15 protein-coding genes are annotated in these 12,756 nt (G+C 71.7%); 10 read left to right on the forward strand and 5 right to left on the reverse strand.

Going from position 1 to position 12,756, the window contains the following annotated elements; all coding sequences use genetic code 11:
* Positions 1-80: 80 nt before the first annotated feature.
* Complete coding sequence (locus tag CDO52_RS07675; protein ID WP_232524407.1) at positions 81-404, reverse strand: hypothetical protein; 324 nt, start codon at positions 402-404, stop codon at positions 81-83.
* 83 nt (positions 405-487) lie between these two features.
* Here CDO52_RS07675 and CDO52_RS28615 point away from each other — a divergent pair, with 83 nt between their 5' ends.
* The 3 genes from CDO52_RS28615 to CDO52_RS07690 all read left to right on the forward strand — a co-directional run bounded on the left by CDO52_RS28615 (position 488) and on the right by CDO52_RS07690 (position 2,476).
* A complete protein-coding gene (locus CDO52_RS28615; RefSeq protein ID WP_232524408.1) occupies positions 488-1,066 on the forward strand; it encodes a hypothetical protein in 579 nt (192 codons plus the stop codon).
* Between the two features lie 65 nt (positions 1,067-1,131).
* Positions 1,132-1,698: a DNA-3-methyladenine glycosylase I gene (locus CDO52_RS07685; RefSeq protein ID WP_017620117.1), complete on the forward strand. Its 567-nt coding sequence runs from the start codon at positions 1,132-1,134 to the stop codon at positions 1,696-1,698.
* A gap of 211 nt (positions 1,699-1,909) precedes the next feature.
* A complete protein-coding gene (locus CDO52_RS07690; RefSeq protein WP_017620118.1) occupies positions 1,910-2,476 on the forward strand; it encodes a hypothetical protein in 567 nt (188 codons plus the stop codon).
* 8 nt (positions 2,477-2,484) lie between these two features.
* Here CDO52_RS07690 and CDO52_RS07695 read toward each other — a convergent pair whose 3' ends face one another.
* The gene (locus tag CDO52_RS07695) at positions 2,485-3,276 is read right to left on the reverse strand and encodes an enoyl-CoA hydratase-related protein (RefSeq protein WP_094932282.1); all 792 of its coding nucleotides are present in this window, start codon (positions 3,274-3,276) and stop codon (positions 2,485-2,487) included.
* A 280-nt stretch (positions 3,277-3,556) separates the two neighbouring features.
* Here CDO52_RS07695 and CDO52_RS07700 point away from each other — a divergent pair, with 280 nt between their 5' ends.
* Both CDO52_RS07700 and CDO52_RS07705 read left to right on the forward strand, forming a co-directional pair.
* A complete protein-coding gene (locus CDO52_RS07700; protein ID WP_017620122.1) occupies positions 3,557-3,724 on the forward strand; it encodes a DUF3117 domain-containing protein in 168 nt (55 codons plus the stop codon).
* 183 nt (positions 3,725-3,907) lie between these two features.
* A complete protein-coding gene (locus CDO52_RS07705) occupies positions 3,908-5,425 on the forward strand; it encodes a leucyl aminopeptidase (protein WP_094932283.1) in 1,518 nt (505 codons plus the stop codon).
* Between the two features lie 43 nt (positions 5,426-5,468).
* On the opposite strand, the gene CDO52_RS07710 is transcribed toward CDO52_RS07705, so the two are convergent.
* Entirely contained in the window at positions 5,469-6,065 is a 597-nt protein-coding gene (locus CDO52_RS07710; RefSeq protein WP_026126065.1) for an O-methyltransferase, read from the reverse strand.
* Positions 6,066-6,467: 402 nt separating this feature from the next.
* Between CDO52_RS07710 and sigE the strand changes: the two genes are divergently transcribed.
* From sigE to CDO52_RS07740, 5 genes are all read left to right on the forward strand, one after another.
* Entirely contained in the window at positions 6,468-7,091 is a 624-nt protein-coding gene (sigE, locus tag CDO52_RS07715; RefSeq protein ID WP_033301110.1) for an RNA polymerase sigma factor SigE, read from the forward strand.
* A gap of 3 nt (positions 7,092-7,094) precedes the next feature.
* Positions 7,095-7,781 (forward strand): anti-sigma factor family protein, encoded by a 687-nt coding sequence (locus CDO52_RS07720; protein ID WP_094932284.1) that lies wholly within the window; start codon positions 7,095-7,097, stop codon positions 7,779-7,781.
* The gene (locus CDO52_RS07725; protein ID WP_017620127.1) at positions 7,778-8,854 is read left to right on the forward strand and encodes a sigma-E factor regulatory protein RseB domain-containing protein; all 1,077 of its coding nucleotides are present in this window, start codon (positions 7,778-7,780) and stop codon (positions 8,852-8,854) included. The genes CDO52_RS07720 and CDO52_RS07725 overlap by 4 nt, the downstream gene beginning before the upstream one ends.
* A gap of 153 nt (positions 8,855-9,007) precedes the next feature.
* The gene (locus tag CDO52_RS28620; protein ID WP_232524409.1) at positions 9,008-10,507 is read left to right on the forward strand and encodes a S1C family serine protease; all 1,500 of its coding nucleotides are present in this window, start codon (positions 9,008-9,010) and stop codon (positions 10,505-10,507) included.
* A gap of 26 nt (positions 10,508-10,533) precedes the next feature.
* On the forward strand, positions 10,534-10,818 hold the full coding sequence (locus CDO52_RS07740; RefSeq protein WP_017620129.1) for a S1C family serine protease: 285 nt from the start codon (positions 10,534-10,536) through the stop codon (positions 10,816-10,818).
* Between the two features lie 199 nt (positions 10,819-11,017).
* Here the strand turns inward: CDO52_RS07740 and CDO52_RS07745 are convergent, their stop codons facing one another.
* Together CDO52_RS07745 and CDO52_RS07750 are read right to left on the reverse strand one after the other, a co-directional pair.
* Positions 11,018-11,488, reverse strand: a complete 471-nt coding sequence (locus CDO52_RS07745; protein ID WP_017620130.1) for a nucleoside deaminase — start codon at positions 11,486-11,488, stop codon at positions 11,018-11,020.
* A 101-nt stretch (positions 11,489-11,589) separates the two neighbouring features.
* Positions 11,590-12,729 (reverse strand): Mrp/NBP35 family ATP-binding protein, encoded by a 1,140-nt coding sequence (locus CDO52_RS07750; protein ID WP_026126067.1) that lies wholly within the window; start codon positions 12,727-12,729, stop codon positions 11,590-11,592.
* Positions 12,730-12,756: the final 27 nt, after the last annotated feature.

Consider the following 12,756-nt stretch of genomic DNA (forward strand, 5'->3'; position numbering starts at 1 on the left):
TATTGGGGTGAAAATCGCTTGTGAGACCCCAATATCTCCGAGATCAACGGAGGGATGGGGCGCAAGCCGGCGGCGTGTGCTCAGGCCAGTCCGCGGCGGGCCACAGCGGGCGGGCGCGTGCCCTGGATCGAGGCGACCATGTCGAGCGCCTGCCGGGCGTCGCGCGGCCGATCGGTCGCGAAGAACCGGACGCCCAGCCAGGCGTAGACGGAGATGAGCGCGATGACCTCGGCGGCGGCCGCACCGCTGTCGTCGGCGGGCGCGCTCGCGCAGCGCACGAGCACCGGTCGGTCACCCGCGACCAGCGCGCGGATCCGGTCCACACTCGGACGGTGACCGGCGTCGACCACGCCGTTCACCACCGCGTCGACTTCCACGACCTGCCAAGTTTGATCCGCGCCCACGTCCCCGAGTCTGCCACCGTACGCGGGCACGCCGGAACCGGGTGTTCTCCTCGAGGCGGCGAAGGTGTGGCACCATCGGTGCCGTGAATCCAACCATCATGGTCCTGATCGCCGTGGCCGCGCTCGCCGTTCTCGCCGGCGTGGCGTTCGTGGTCATGGGCAAGGGCGGCGAGCTGGCCCGGTTCGAGGCCGACCACCCACCGCTGGATCTCCCCACCGACCGGCAGCTGACCAGCTCGGACATGAGCCGGGTCGCGCTCCCGCTGGCGCTGTGGGGATACCATGTCCGGGCCGTCGACGAACTGCTGGTCCGGCTCTCCGCCGCGCTCGACGAGCGCGACGCGCGCATCGCCGAGCTGGAGCGGCGCGTCAGCGACAACGACACCTCCACCGGGCCGCGCCTGCTCTATCCCCGGACCGCACCGACGCCCCTGCCGCAGCGCACGGGCGCCAGTACGCGGCTGGAGAACGGCGCCCCCGCTGACACGGAGCCGCCGGACCCGCGCTCAGGCGCGAGTACGCGGGTCGAGCATGACGTCCCGGCCGAATCGCGCTCCGAGCCGTCGGACGCGTCCCCGCCAGCCGAGCGGGTCGATCCGCCCGCGGACGGCGGTCACGCGGACGAGGAGCCCCCGGCGGCGCGTTCCTCGCGGCACGGCTGACGCGGGCACACGACCGCAACACCCCCCATTCCTCCCGACCACCGCGAGCGACGAGACGATCCCCCATGACCGACATGACGGCCCAGCCCGGCGCCGATGGCCGCCGACGCTGCCACTGGGCGCTGGCCACCCCGGACCTGACCGCCTACCACGACACCGAGTGGGGCGTCCCCGTCCGGGGCGACCAGGCCATGTTCGAGCGCCTCGCCCTGGAGGGCTTCCAGGCGGGGCTGTCCTGGCTGACGGTGCTGCGCAAGCGCGAGGCGCTGCGGGAGGTGTTCGCGGGCTTCGACCCGGCGGTCGTCGCCGAGTACGGCCCCGGCGACGTCGAGCGGCTGCTCACCGATGACCGGATCATCCGCAGCCGCGCCAAGATCGAGGCGGTCATCGGCAACGCGCGGGCGACCCTCGAATTGAACGAGGGGCTCGCCCGGTTCGTGTGGAGACATGCGCCCGATCAGCACCCGACGCCCAAGTCCATGGACGACGTACCCGCCTCCACCCCGGAGAGCGCGGCACTGGCGAAGGCCCTGAAGAAACGCGGATTCCGGTTCGTCGGACCCACCACCGCATACGCTGCCATGCAGGCCACCGGGGTGGTCGACGACCACCTCGCCGACTGCTTCCGCTAGGGCGGCGCCGCCGAAGACGACACCGGTGGCCACGGCTCCCATTCCCCACCTGTGCCGCTGGTCACGGCACATGTCTGCCTAAACAGGGCCGGTGTGCCCTATTCTCTGTCGCTGTACACGCGAGCGGTTCCCCGCGTCCGTTCGCCTTGGAGGAGTCTCAAGCGATGATCAACGCAAACGGCACCATCGGCCGCTCCTTCGGGGACCCCCGGTGAGCAGCGCGCCGACCGACCGGCCGGAACCCGACAGCTCCGGCGCGTCGCCGATCCGGCAGATGTCCCTGTGGCCGCCGCCCCGGTCCTCCCGGCACAACTCCAAGCGCCGTCGCGGCGCCATCGTCATGAGCGGAGTCGCGGTCCTGCTGCTGGGGGCCGCGGGCGGAGCCGCATGGGCGCTGCGCGACCGCGTCGACACCCCCATGACCGAGGCCAGCGTCCCCGACTCCTATGCCGGAACGTGGAGCGGGGAGATGAGTCAGCAGGACGCCGACGGCAACCACATCCTCGACTGGGACGCGCAGGTCAAGCTGGAGTCGGGCGCCGAGAGCGGCGTCTCGGTGTGGGCCACGCTGAACTGCCGGGGCAGCCTCACCCTGACCGAGCGCCACGGCGACCGGCTGGTCTTCGACTACGTCGAAACCTACGATCCCGACGCGCGGTGCATCGACGAGTCCGAACTGACCCTGACGCCCGGCGGCACCACGGGCACGCTGGAGGCGACCTGGAACGCCGTCTCCCACGACGGCACACCGATGACCTCCACGGGCACGCTTCGCTGATCGCCGCGTCAGCGCCCCTCGAAGGTGGGCTTCTCCTTGTTCACGAAGGCCAGGGTGGCGTTGATGTGGTCGGCGGTCTCGGCGCACTGGTCCTGCAGGTTCGCCTCCATGTCCAGGGCGTTGGCCAGGTCCAGGCCGGAGCCGAAGGTCAGTTCCGCCTTGATCGCCGCGTAGGCGACCGTGGGGCCACTGGCCAGCCGAACCGCGAGTTCGCGCGCCGTCGATTCGAGCTCCTCGGCGGGGACCACCTGGTTGACGAGGCCGATCTCCAGGGCGCGCTGAGCCTTGACCGGCTCGGCGAGCATCAGCAGCTCCATCGCGCGCGCGTGGCCGATCAGGCGGGGCAGCGTCCACGAGGCGCCGGAGTCGGAGCCCAGCCCGACGTTGGCGAACGCCATCAGGAACGACGCCTTCTCCGAGGCGATCCGCAGGTCGCAGGCGAAGGCCAGGGACGCCCCCGCGCCGGCGGCGACGCCGTTGACGGCGGCGATGACCGGCTTGGGCATGCGGGTGAGACCGAGAACGATCGGGTTGTAGTGCTTGCGGACCGTTTCGTTCAGGCCCTTGCCCGCGCCGAGCGCATCGGCGTGCTCCCGCAGATCCTGACCGGCGCTGAAGGCCTTCCCGCTGCCGGTCAGCAGGACCGCGCGGGCGTCGGTGTCGGTTCTGGCGCGTTCGACCGCTGCGAGGAGCTGGTCCTTCGCCTCGGCGGTGAGCGAGTTCATCGCGTCGGGTCGGTTGATCGTGATCGTCGCGACGCCATCGGAGAGGTCGTAGACAACGCTGTCTGACTCGGGCACGCGGATCTCCCTGCTGCGGTCGGCCGTAAGGTCCCGGCGCCCACGCTACGGCGCCGCGGCTATAACCTTACTGTTCGGATTCTCAGCAGCCGAGGGCCCGGGGGCTGTCCGATCGTTCCCATTCAGGTCCGAAAGCTTGAGATAATGACAGAACAGTGATTCATTCCCTGAGTCACGCGGATGAGGCTCGAACCGAGGACCCTGCTCGCCGGTGGCGTGCTTCCCTCCGACGGTGTGGCCCATTCACCCGCGAGAGTTTCCTATGAAAGGGGATACGCACATGGCGGCGATGAAGCCGAGGACCGGTGATGGTCCGATGGAGGTCACCAAGGAGGGTCGCGGCATCATCATGCGGGTCCCGCTCGAGGGCGGCGGCCGCCTCGTCGTCGAACTCACCCCGGATGAGGCCACCGAGCTGAAGGCGGCCCTGGAGGGTGTCGTCGGCTAGCCAGCGATCCTGGCCGTCCCCGTGACCTGGTTGATCGTTGCCGGGTCCGCGCCTGTGGCGGGTCCCTGCTGCCGCCGTCGTCGTGGAAAACGCGTCAGGCCGTACAGCGTCGGCCGCCCAGTCCCCCCGCGAACGCGGGGATGGTCCCCGTCGATCACCAGCTTGGAAAGATTGTGAGCGTCCGTGCCTTTCGCTACGGAGATCCACTCGGCCCCCGGCACCCTCGCCGATTCCGCCGCCGACCTGGTGGCGATTCCCGTCCGTACCGACGGCGACCGCCCCGCTGCGGCCACCGCCGGAACAGGGTGGTCCCCGGAGGCTCTCGACACGCGACTTCCGGCGCCCTCCGCTGACCTGATCGCGCACTACGAACTCACCGGAAAACCCGGTGAGACGGCCACATTCCCGGTCGACCTCGGCCGGGGACTCGTTCGGCTGGCCCTGCTCGGTATCGGTGCGGGCACCCCCGACGACCTGCGCGCGGCGGGCGCCGCGTTGGCACGGCTGGCCAAGGGACGTGAGCGTGTCGCCATCGCGACCCCGTCCCTGGTCCAGGACGGCCGGACCGGGCACGACGCCGCCCTGTCCGCCTTCGCGGAGGGGGCCCTCCTCGCCTCCTACACGTTCTCCATGAAGTCCGCCCAGAAGGGGCCGCGGCCGGTCCCGGCGATCGACCTCGTGGCGGATGACGACGGCGCGGTCGCCGAGCCGGTGCGCCGCGGTACCGCCCTGGCCCGTGCCACCGCGCTGGCCCGCGACCTGATCAACACGCCGTCGCTGGAGAAGGACCCGGCGTGGCTCGCCGGGCGGGCCGAGGAGATCGGGACTGAGGCCGGACTCGACGTCGAGGTCTGGGACGAGGCGCGGTTGGAGCGCGAGGGATTCGGCGCGATCATCGCCGTGGGGCAGGGCTCGGTCCGACCGCCGCGCATGGTCAAGCTCGCCTACCGGCCCGAGAACCCGACCTCGCACGTCGTCCTCGTCGGCAAGGGCATCACGTTCGACACCGGCGGCCTGCAGATCAAGCCGACCGACAACATGATGCTCATGAAGACCGACATGAGCGGCTCGGCGGTCGTGCTGGGCGTGGTGTCGGCACTGGCCGAACTCGGGGCGCGGGTGAGCGTCACCGGCCTGATCCCGCTCGCCGAGAACTCGGTCTCCGGATCGGCGCAGCGCCCCAGCGACGTGATCACCACCTACAACGGGCGCACCGTCGAGGTGCTCAACACCGACGCCGAGGGGCGCCTGGTCATGGCCGACGCCATGGCCTACGCCGTCGCGGAGCTGGACGCCGACACCATCGTCGACGTGGCCACCCTGACCGGGGCGGCCAAGCTGGCGTTGGGAACCCAGACCGGCGCGCTGTTCAGCACCGACGACGCACTGGCCGAGGCGCTCGCCGCGGCCGGCCGCGCCTCGGGCGAGGAGCTGTGGCGGATGCCGCTGGTCGAGGAGTACCGCGACACGCTGGACTCGCCGGTGGCGGATCTGGCGAACATCGGCACGAAGACCGACTACGGCCACCCCGGCGCCACCGAGGCGGCGCTGTTCCTGCGCGAGTTCGCCGGCGGCCTGCCGTGGGCGCACCTCGACATCGCCGGGCCGGGCCGGGCCACCGGCGACGACGGGCTCATCACCAAGGGCGGCACCGGCTTCTCCACGCGGCTGCTGCTGCGCTGGCTGACGGCGACGCCCTAGCGGACGGCGGTGCGGGCCCGACCCCGGGTCCGGCCGGTTCGGCTCAGAGGGCCTCCTCGCGGATCGCCGCGAGGAGGCCCTCGCCTACGGGCAGCAGCAGCGGGACCAGGTTCTCGTCCTCCCGGATCAGGCGCCCCACCTCGCGCACGGACTGCTGGGCGCTGGGGACGCTCAGCGGCCCGTCGGGGACCGGGGCCGCGTCCAGGCCGTTGTTGAACACCACGATCCCGCCGACGCGCAGCAGGCGCAGCGCCTCGGCCAGGTAGGCGGGGTACTCGTCGGTCACCGCGTCGATGAAGACCATGTCGTAGGCGGCGTCGGTGAGCCGCGGCAGCACCTCCATGCCGCGCCCCTGGATGAGCCGGGTGCGGTTCGCGGGGAAGCCGGCGGACCGGTAGGCCTCCCGGGCCGCCTCCTGGTACTCGGGTTCGATGTCCACGGTGGTCAGGATGGCGTCGGGGCGCATGCCGCGGAGCAGCCAGATGCCGGAGCTCCCGCACCCCGTGCCGACCTCCACGACCGAGCGGGCGCCGATCGCCGCGGCGAGGAAGCGCAGCACCGCCCCGCCCGCCGCGCTGATCGGGCCCACATCCGCCCGCCGCCCGGCTTCGCGGGCGTCGGTCAGCGGGTCGTCCTCGATGACGTAGGAATCGATGTACGCACGTGTATCGTCTCGGCTGGCGATGTCGGCCTCCCGCACGTGGAACGGATATGACGGCTGCTCGCCGGGTGGGTCCCGCGTGGGGAAGCGGGAACGCTCAGTCGTGTCGAGAGTGGGCGGCACGGCCCGGCAGATGCGATCGATCTCAGAACACCGCGACCGTCACGCGCTGTCGTAGCGTGATTACAGTCGGATGATGCTCCTGGGCAAAGACTAGCCCGTCCGGAAGCGGGACGGGGCTGTGGGAACTTAATTGCCGCCGCGCGGCGTTGCAATCGGGTGAAGGGTCCTCGCGGACGATGACATATCTGGACCGTCGTCCGCGCGATCCGGTCGACGCGACCGGATGCGGGACGCCGCGCATGCGGATCGTGCCGAAGAATGGGGGTAGCGGTGGCAGGCTCCGAAACTGCCGTGGACTTCGAGCAATGGGAGCCGCCCAGCTGGGACGAGGTGGTGCGGAACCACTCCGCACGCGTGTACCGGCTCGCCTTCCGCCTGACCGGGAACCAGCATGACGCCGAAGACCTCACCCAGGAGGTCTTCATCCGCGTCTTCCGCTCCCTGGCCAACTACACGCCCGGAACGTTCGAGGGCTGGCTGCACCGCATCACGACCAACCTCTTCCTCGACATGGCGCGCCGCAAGGCGCGCATCCGCTTCGAGGGCCTCGCCGAGAACGCCGACGAACGGCTCCAGGGCCGGGAACCCTCCCCGGCCCAGTCGTATGACGCCAAGCACTTTGACGCCGACATCCAGGGCGCGCTCGACGCGCTGCCCGCGGAGTTCCGCGCGCCGGTGGTGCTGTGCGACATCGAAGGGCTCTCCTACGAGGAGATCGCCGCGACCCTCGGAGTGAAGCTGGGCACCGTCCGCAGCCGCATCCACCGCGGCCGCGCTCAACTGCGCAAGGCGCTGGAGCACCGCAAGCGCATGGCCGCCCAGGAGGGCGTCCCCCACGCGAACGTGACACAGGCTCATGGCTGGGGCCGGGAGGTGGAGTGAACAATGGATCACTTGGGGGAACGGCTGTCAGCTCTCGTCGACGGCGAGCTCGGGGACGCTGAGCGCGATCGGGCGCTGATCCACCTGGCGTCCTGCGAGTCCTGTCGCTTCGAGGCCGAGATGATGCGCCGGCTCAAGCGGCGCCTGCACCACCTCGACGAACCCGCGCCCTCGAACGACTTCATGGGTCGCCTGTCCGCGCTGAGCGGGCCGCCGTCCGCGGAACCACCCGCGGGGCCGCCGCCCGGCGGTGGCCCCGGGGTGCTCAGCCGTCCCAGAGGTAGCCGCTCGCCATTCGGAACCGACCCGTTCGGTCCTCCGGCGCCCGGTTCCCTCGGCGGCCTGGCCGCCGAGTCCGCGCCCGCTCCCACGTCCACCCCCGCGGCACGGGCGCTGCGCCGCCGCCGCGGCCCGGAGCCGCTCTCGGTGCTCCGACCCGGCTGGCCGGGCGCGCGCTACGCCGTCGCTGGAGCTTCTGTCGTGGCGCTGACCCTGGGAACGGCGTTCGTCGCGGGAGGCGACGCCCAGCCCGCGCCCGTCGTCCGCCCCGCCCTGGAGGACTACGCGGTCGAGCACGCGGTCACCGCGCGCCAGGGCGCGTTCCCCACGGCACCGCCGCCGTCGTCCGCCTCCGCCAGTGTCGAGACGGTCATCCGCACAGGCGCGATCGATGCGCCCCGGCCCCGGTGAGCGGCGCGGACCGATGGCGCGGTCCGGCCGTTGCGCTGGTCCTGCTGACGCTGCTCGTCGTGGTGCCCCTGAGCGCCTCTGGGAGCCCCGGGGCGGCCGCGACGGCGCCGGGCGGTGACGACGACGGAATGGCCCTGCTGCGCCGCGCGGCCCGGGCGGAACACGGCACCTCCTACCGGGGCGTCCAGTCGGTGACCTCGGGCATCGGGTCGGAGGTCGAGACCCGCCTGGTCCAGGTGGTGCACCGGGCCGGGCACGGCACCGAGTACGGCGGACCGCCGGGGACGACCGGGGCCGACCGCGTCGTGGTGACCCCGTCGCCGACCCTGCTGCGCATGGACGAGAAGCTGCTGGGCGCGCTCGCGGCCAACTACCGCGTGACCCGCGCGGGATCGGGCGTGATCTGCGGACGCCGCGTGACGGTCGTGGAGGCGCTGCGCGCCAACGGGACGGTCGCCGGGCGGTTCTGGATCGACGACGACACCGGACTGCCGCTGCGCCAGGAGACCCGGGACGCGGCCGGGCAGGTCGCGCACTCCACCGAGTTCACCGAGTTCCGGACCGATGTCGGCACAGCGACCCTCCCCATGTCGGCGCACCACGCGTGGCCGTGGAAGGGCGTGACCTCGAACGCGGAACTGGATGACCTGCGCGCTGAGGGCTGGGCCGTGCCCGACTACCTCCACTGGGACCTGCCGCTGATCGAGGTCTGGTCCAAGGGCGAGGGCGAGGGCCGCGTCCTGCACCTCTCCTACTCCGACGGATTGTCGGTGGTGTCCGTTTTCATCCAGCGTGGGCGCTTGGGGCGTGAATCCGAGGGAACCGGGGACGGGATGACCGCCGTCGTACAAGGCGATGGCACCGTCTACGTCGACGACGCGGGGCAGCAGCGGCGCGTGTGGGAGACCGACGGATTCGTCTACACCGTGCTGGCCGACGCCCCCGAGGAGACGGTCAGGGCGGCGGTCGCGGGGCTGCCCGCCCCCGACGGGAGCGGGTTCTGGCCGCGAGTGATGCGGGGCTTCGAGCGGCTCGGCTCCTGGTCGGGTCTTCCGGTGGCGCAGGCTACCTGAGCCGGCACCACCCATAGGCGACCTGAACGGCCCGAATGCCCCGGTGAGGACGTAAGGTGCGCCAGTTGGGACAATCCACTGACGGCGCCTGTTAACCAACGGCTTATGTCGACCGCCCCAGAATGGAGGCGGCAGCGACAACACGGAGAATTCATGACGGATGAGACCGGCCCCCGCCCCCCGGCCGAGAACGGGGAGCAGAACTGGTCGGTTCCGCCGGGAGCGGAGCGCGAGGACGACCGCGCCCAGGCCGCGGAGGCGCTCTCGGCGGGACAGCCCGAGGCGGGCGCCGCCGACGCCCCGCCGAACCGCGGCGACATCCTCGCATCGCCTGGTTCCGCCCCCGAGGACCAGAGGCACACCACCGACCTGGCGCCGGGCGTCTGGGGGGACGGCTCGGCGCCTCCAGGGGCAGGGGCCGCGGGTCCACCACCGCAGGCCGCCCCGGGGCCGCCACAGGGCGTACCGGAAGCGCAGGGAGGGCCCACCGTCACCGGTGGTTACGGATCGATGACCACCCCCGCGCCGTCCGGAACCGGCCAGTGGCCGGTCGGGGGCGCGCCGTCGGGCACAACCGGCGCTTTCGCCTCGGGCGGATTCGGTGGTCCGAGCGGACCCACAGGCCCCGGCGGGCCGGGAGGGCCGCGGATCCCCGGTGGCCAGGGTGGTCCAGGCATGCCCGGCGGCCCCGGTGTGCCGGGGGGATCGGGCTACCCGGGCGGACCCGGTGGCCCGATGGGACCCGGCGGTCCGGGCCACCCCGCTGGTCCTGGAGGGCCCGGCGAGGGGGGACCCGGAGGCGGGCCGTGGGGCCCCAGCCCCGGCGGCACGGCGATGATGCAGCTCCCCACCGCGCCGCGCAAGCGTCGCAGCATGCCGGTCTGGTCCGTCATGCTCGTCGTCGCCCTGGTCGGCGTCGTCTCCGCGGGTGTCGGGGGGACCATCGGCGCCCAGCTCGGGCTGAGCAACGGCGACGCCACCAGAACAGGCGCACCATCGCTGAACAACCCGCCGCCCACCGGCGCCCCGAGCCGCGCGCCCGACACCGTCGCCGGGGTCGCGCAGCGGGTCAGCCCCAGCGTCGTCTCCATCCAGGCCAGCGGTCCCGGCCTGAGCGGCAACGGTTCGGGCTTCGTCATCGCCGACGACCACGTCGTCACCAACAACCACGTGTCCTCGGCGCTGGAACGCAAGGGCATCGAGGTCGTCTACAGCGACGGCCACACGAGCGGTGCCGAGGTCGTCGGCTCGGCGCCCAGCGCCGACCTCGCCGTCCTCAAGCTGAAGGACCCCGTCGACGTCGAAGCCCTGGAGTTCGGCGACTCCGACCAGGTCACCGTCGGGGACGAGGTCATCGCCATCGGCGCCCCGCTCGGCCTGGCCGGAACCGTCACCACCGGGATCATCAGCGCGGTCGACCGCCCCGTCTCCGTCGGCGAGGCGGGCGAGGAGACCTTCATCAGCGCCCTGCAGACCGACGCCGCCATCAACCCGGGCAACTCCGGCGGGCCGCTGGTCGACGCGCAGGGACGGGTGATCGGCGTGAACTCGGCGATCGCCACGATGGGCGCCCTGTCGGGCGAGCAGAGCGGCAGCATCGGCCTGGGCTTCGCGATCCCCTCCGCCCAGACCAAAGGGTCGTCAACGAACTGATCGAGAACGGCGACATCCGCCCGGCCGTGATCGGCGCCGTGCTCGACATGCGCTACGGCCAGGACGGCGCGCCGATCGTCACCGACGAGGAGGCCGGAGGCGACGCGGTCATCCCGGGCGGCCCCGCCGACAAGGCGGGACTGGAGGCCGGCGACCTGATCGTGGAGTTCGACGGGCAGAAGGTCGCCGACTCCACCGAACTGCGGCTGCTTCTGTCCCAGAAACAGCCGGGCGACAAGGTGAAGGTCGGCTACGAGCGCGACGGCAAGAAGCGCACCACCACCGTCACCCTCGGGGCGGCCAAGGACTGACCGACGCTTCCGCCCCGGACCACGACGTGCCTTCCGGTGAGGGAACGGGTCGGGGTGTGACACCGCCCGTGACGTCCGGCCCCTTCGGGCCGGACGAAACCGTGATGCCCCGGTAGCTAATGACGATGGGGGCCGATCCGCCACAGGCGGATCGGCCCCCATCGTCGTCCGTCGAGGGAGGGCCCGTGCGGGACGAACGTCAGTCGTCGGTGTCCTCGCCGATGTCCTCGTTCCAGAGATCGGGGCGGGCCGCGATGAAGTCGGTCATCAGCCGGACGCAGCGGGGGTCGTCGAGGAGCACGATCTCCACACCGTTCTCGGCGAGCCAGTCGTGGCCCCCGGTGAACGTCGTCGACTCGCCGATGACCACGCGGGAGATGCCGAACTGCCGCACGAGGCCACTGCAGTACCAGCACGGGGACAGCGTGGTCACCATCGTCGTTCCCGCGTACGAGCGCTGCCGCCCGGCGTTGCGGAACGCGGCCGTCTCGCCGTGGACGGATGGGTCGCCGTCCTGGACCCTGCGGTTGCGCCCGCGACCCAGGACCTGGCCGTCACGGCCGATCAGCGCGGCGCCGATGGGGATGCCGCCCTCGGCGAGTCCGGCCTCCGCCTCCTCGATGGCGATCCCCAGCCAGCGCCTGTAGAGCGCGGTGTCCGACTCGGCCATGGGTCCGTCCCTGTCGTGTGTGGAGGTCGTTGTGGTGGATCGACGAAGGCCGCCACCTGATCGGGTGGCGGCCTTTCCGTCGTTGAAGCGGCCTTGGCGGGTCAGCGGCCGGCCGGGGTGATGCCCAGCTGCATGCCGGACAGCCCGCGCGGCTTGCCGACCAAGTCGTCGGCGACCTTGGTGAGCACCGCGCTCGCCTCGGCGTCGGGGTCGGTCAGAACCAGCGGCTTGCCTTCGTCGCCGCCCTCGCGCATCCGCATGTCGAGCGGGACCTGGCCGAGCATCGGCACCTGGGCGCCCAGGGAACGGGTGAGGCCATCGGCCACGGTCTGGCCGCCGCCCTCGCCGAAGAGGTAGGTGCGCTCGTCGCTGCCCGGCGCGATGTAGTAGGACATGTTCTCGATGACACCGGCCACCCGCTGGTGGGTCTGCGCGGAGATCGCGCCCGCCCGCTCGGCGACCTCGGCCGCGGCCTGCTGCGGCGTGGTGACGACCAGGATCTCGGCGTTCGGCAGCAGCTGCGCGACGGAGATCGCGATGTCGCCGGTGCCCGGAGGCAGGTCCATCAGCAGCACGTCGAGGTCGCCCCAGTACACGTCGCCGAGGAACTGCTGCAGCGCGCGGTGCAGCATCGGCCCGCGCCACACCACCGGCTGGTTGCCCTGGGTGAACATGCCGACGGAGATGACCTTGATGTCATGCGCCGACGGCGGCATGATCATGTCCTCGACCTTGGTCGGGTGGGCGTCCACGCCCAGCATCCGCGGCACCGAATGGCCGTAGATGTCGGCGTCGACGACGCCCACCTTGTGGCCCTGCGCGGCCATCGCGGCGGCGAGGTTCACCGTCACGGAGGACTTGCCTACGCCGCCCTTGCCGGAGGCGACCGCGAAGACCTTGGTCAGCGAGTTCGGCTTGGCGAAGGGGATCTCCTTCTCCGCCTGCCCGCCGCGGAGCTTGGTCTGCAGCGCCTTGCGCTGCTCATCGCTCATCACGTCGAGCTCGACCGCGACGCGCGTCACGCCGTCGACCTTGGAGACGGCCTCGGTGACGTCCTTCTCGATGCGCCCCTTCATGGGACAACCGGCCACCGTGAGGTAGATGCCGACGTTCACGACGCCGCCGTCGGCGATCTCGACACTCTTGACCATGTCGAGATCCGTGATGGGGCGGCGGATCTCGGGGTCCTGGACGTTGGCCAGGGCCGCGTTCACCTGCTCGGTGGTGGGTGTGGAGGACATGTACCCCATGGTAGTAAAGCCCGCGCG

The organism is Nocardiopsis gilva YIM 90087, from assembly GCF_002263495.1.
Taxonomy (GTDB): Bacteria; Actinomycetota; Actinomycetes; order Streptosporangiales; family Streptosporangiaceae; genus Nocardiopsis_C; species Nocardiopsis_C gilva.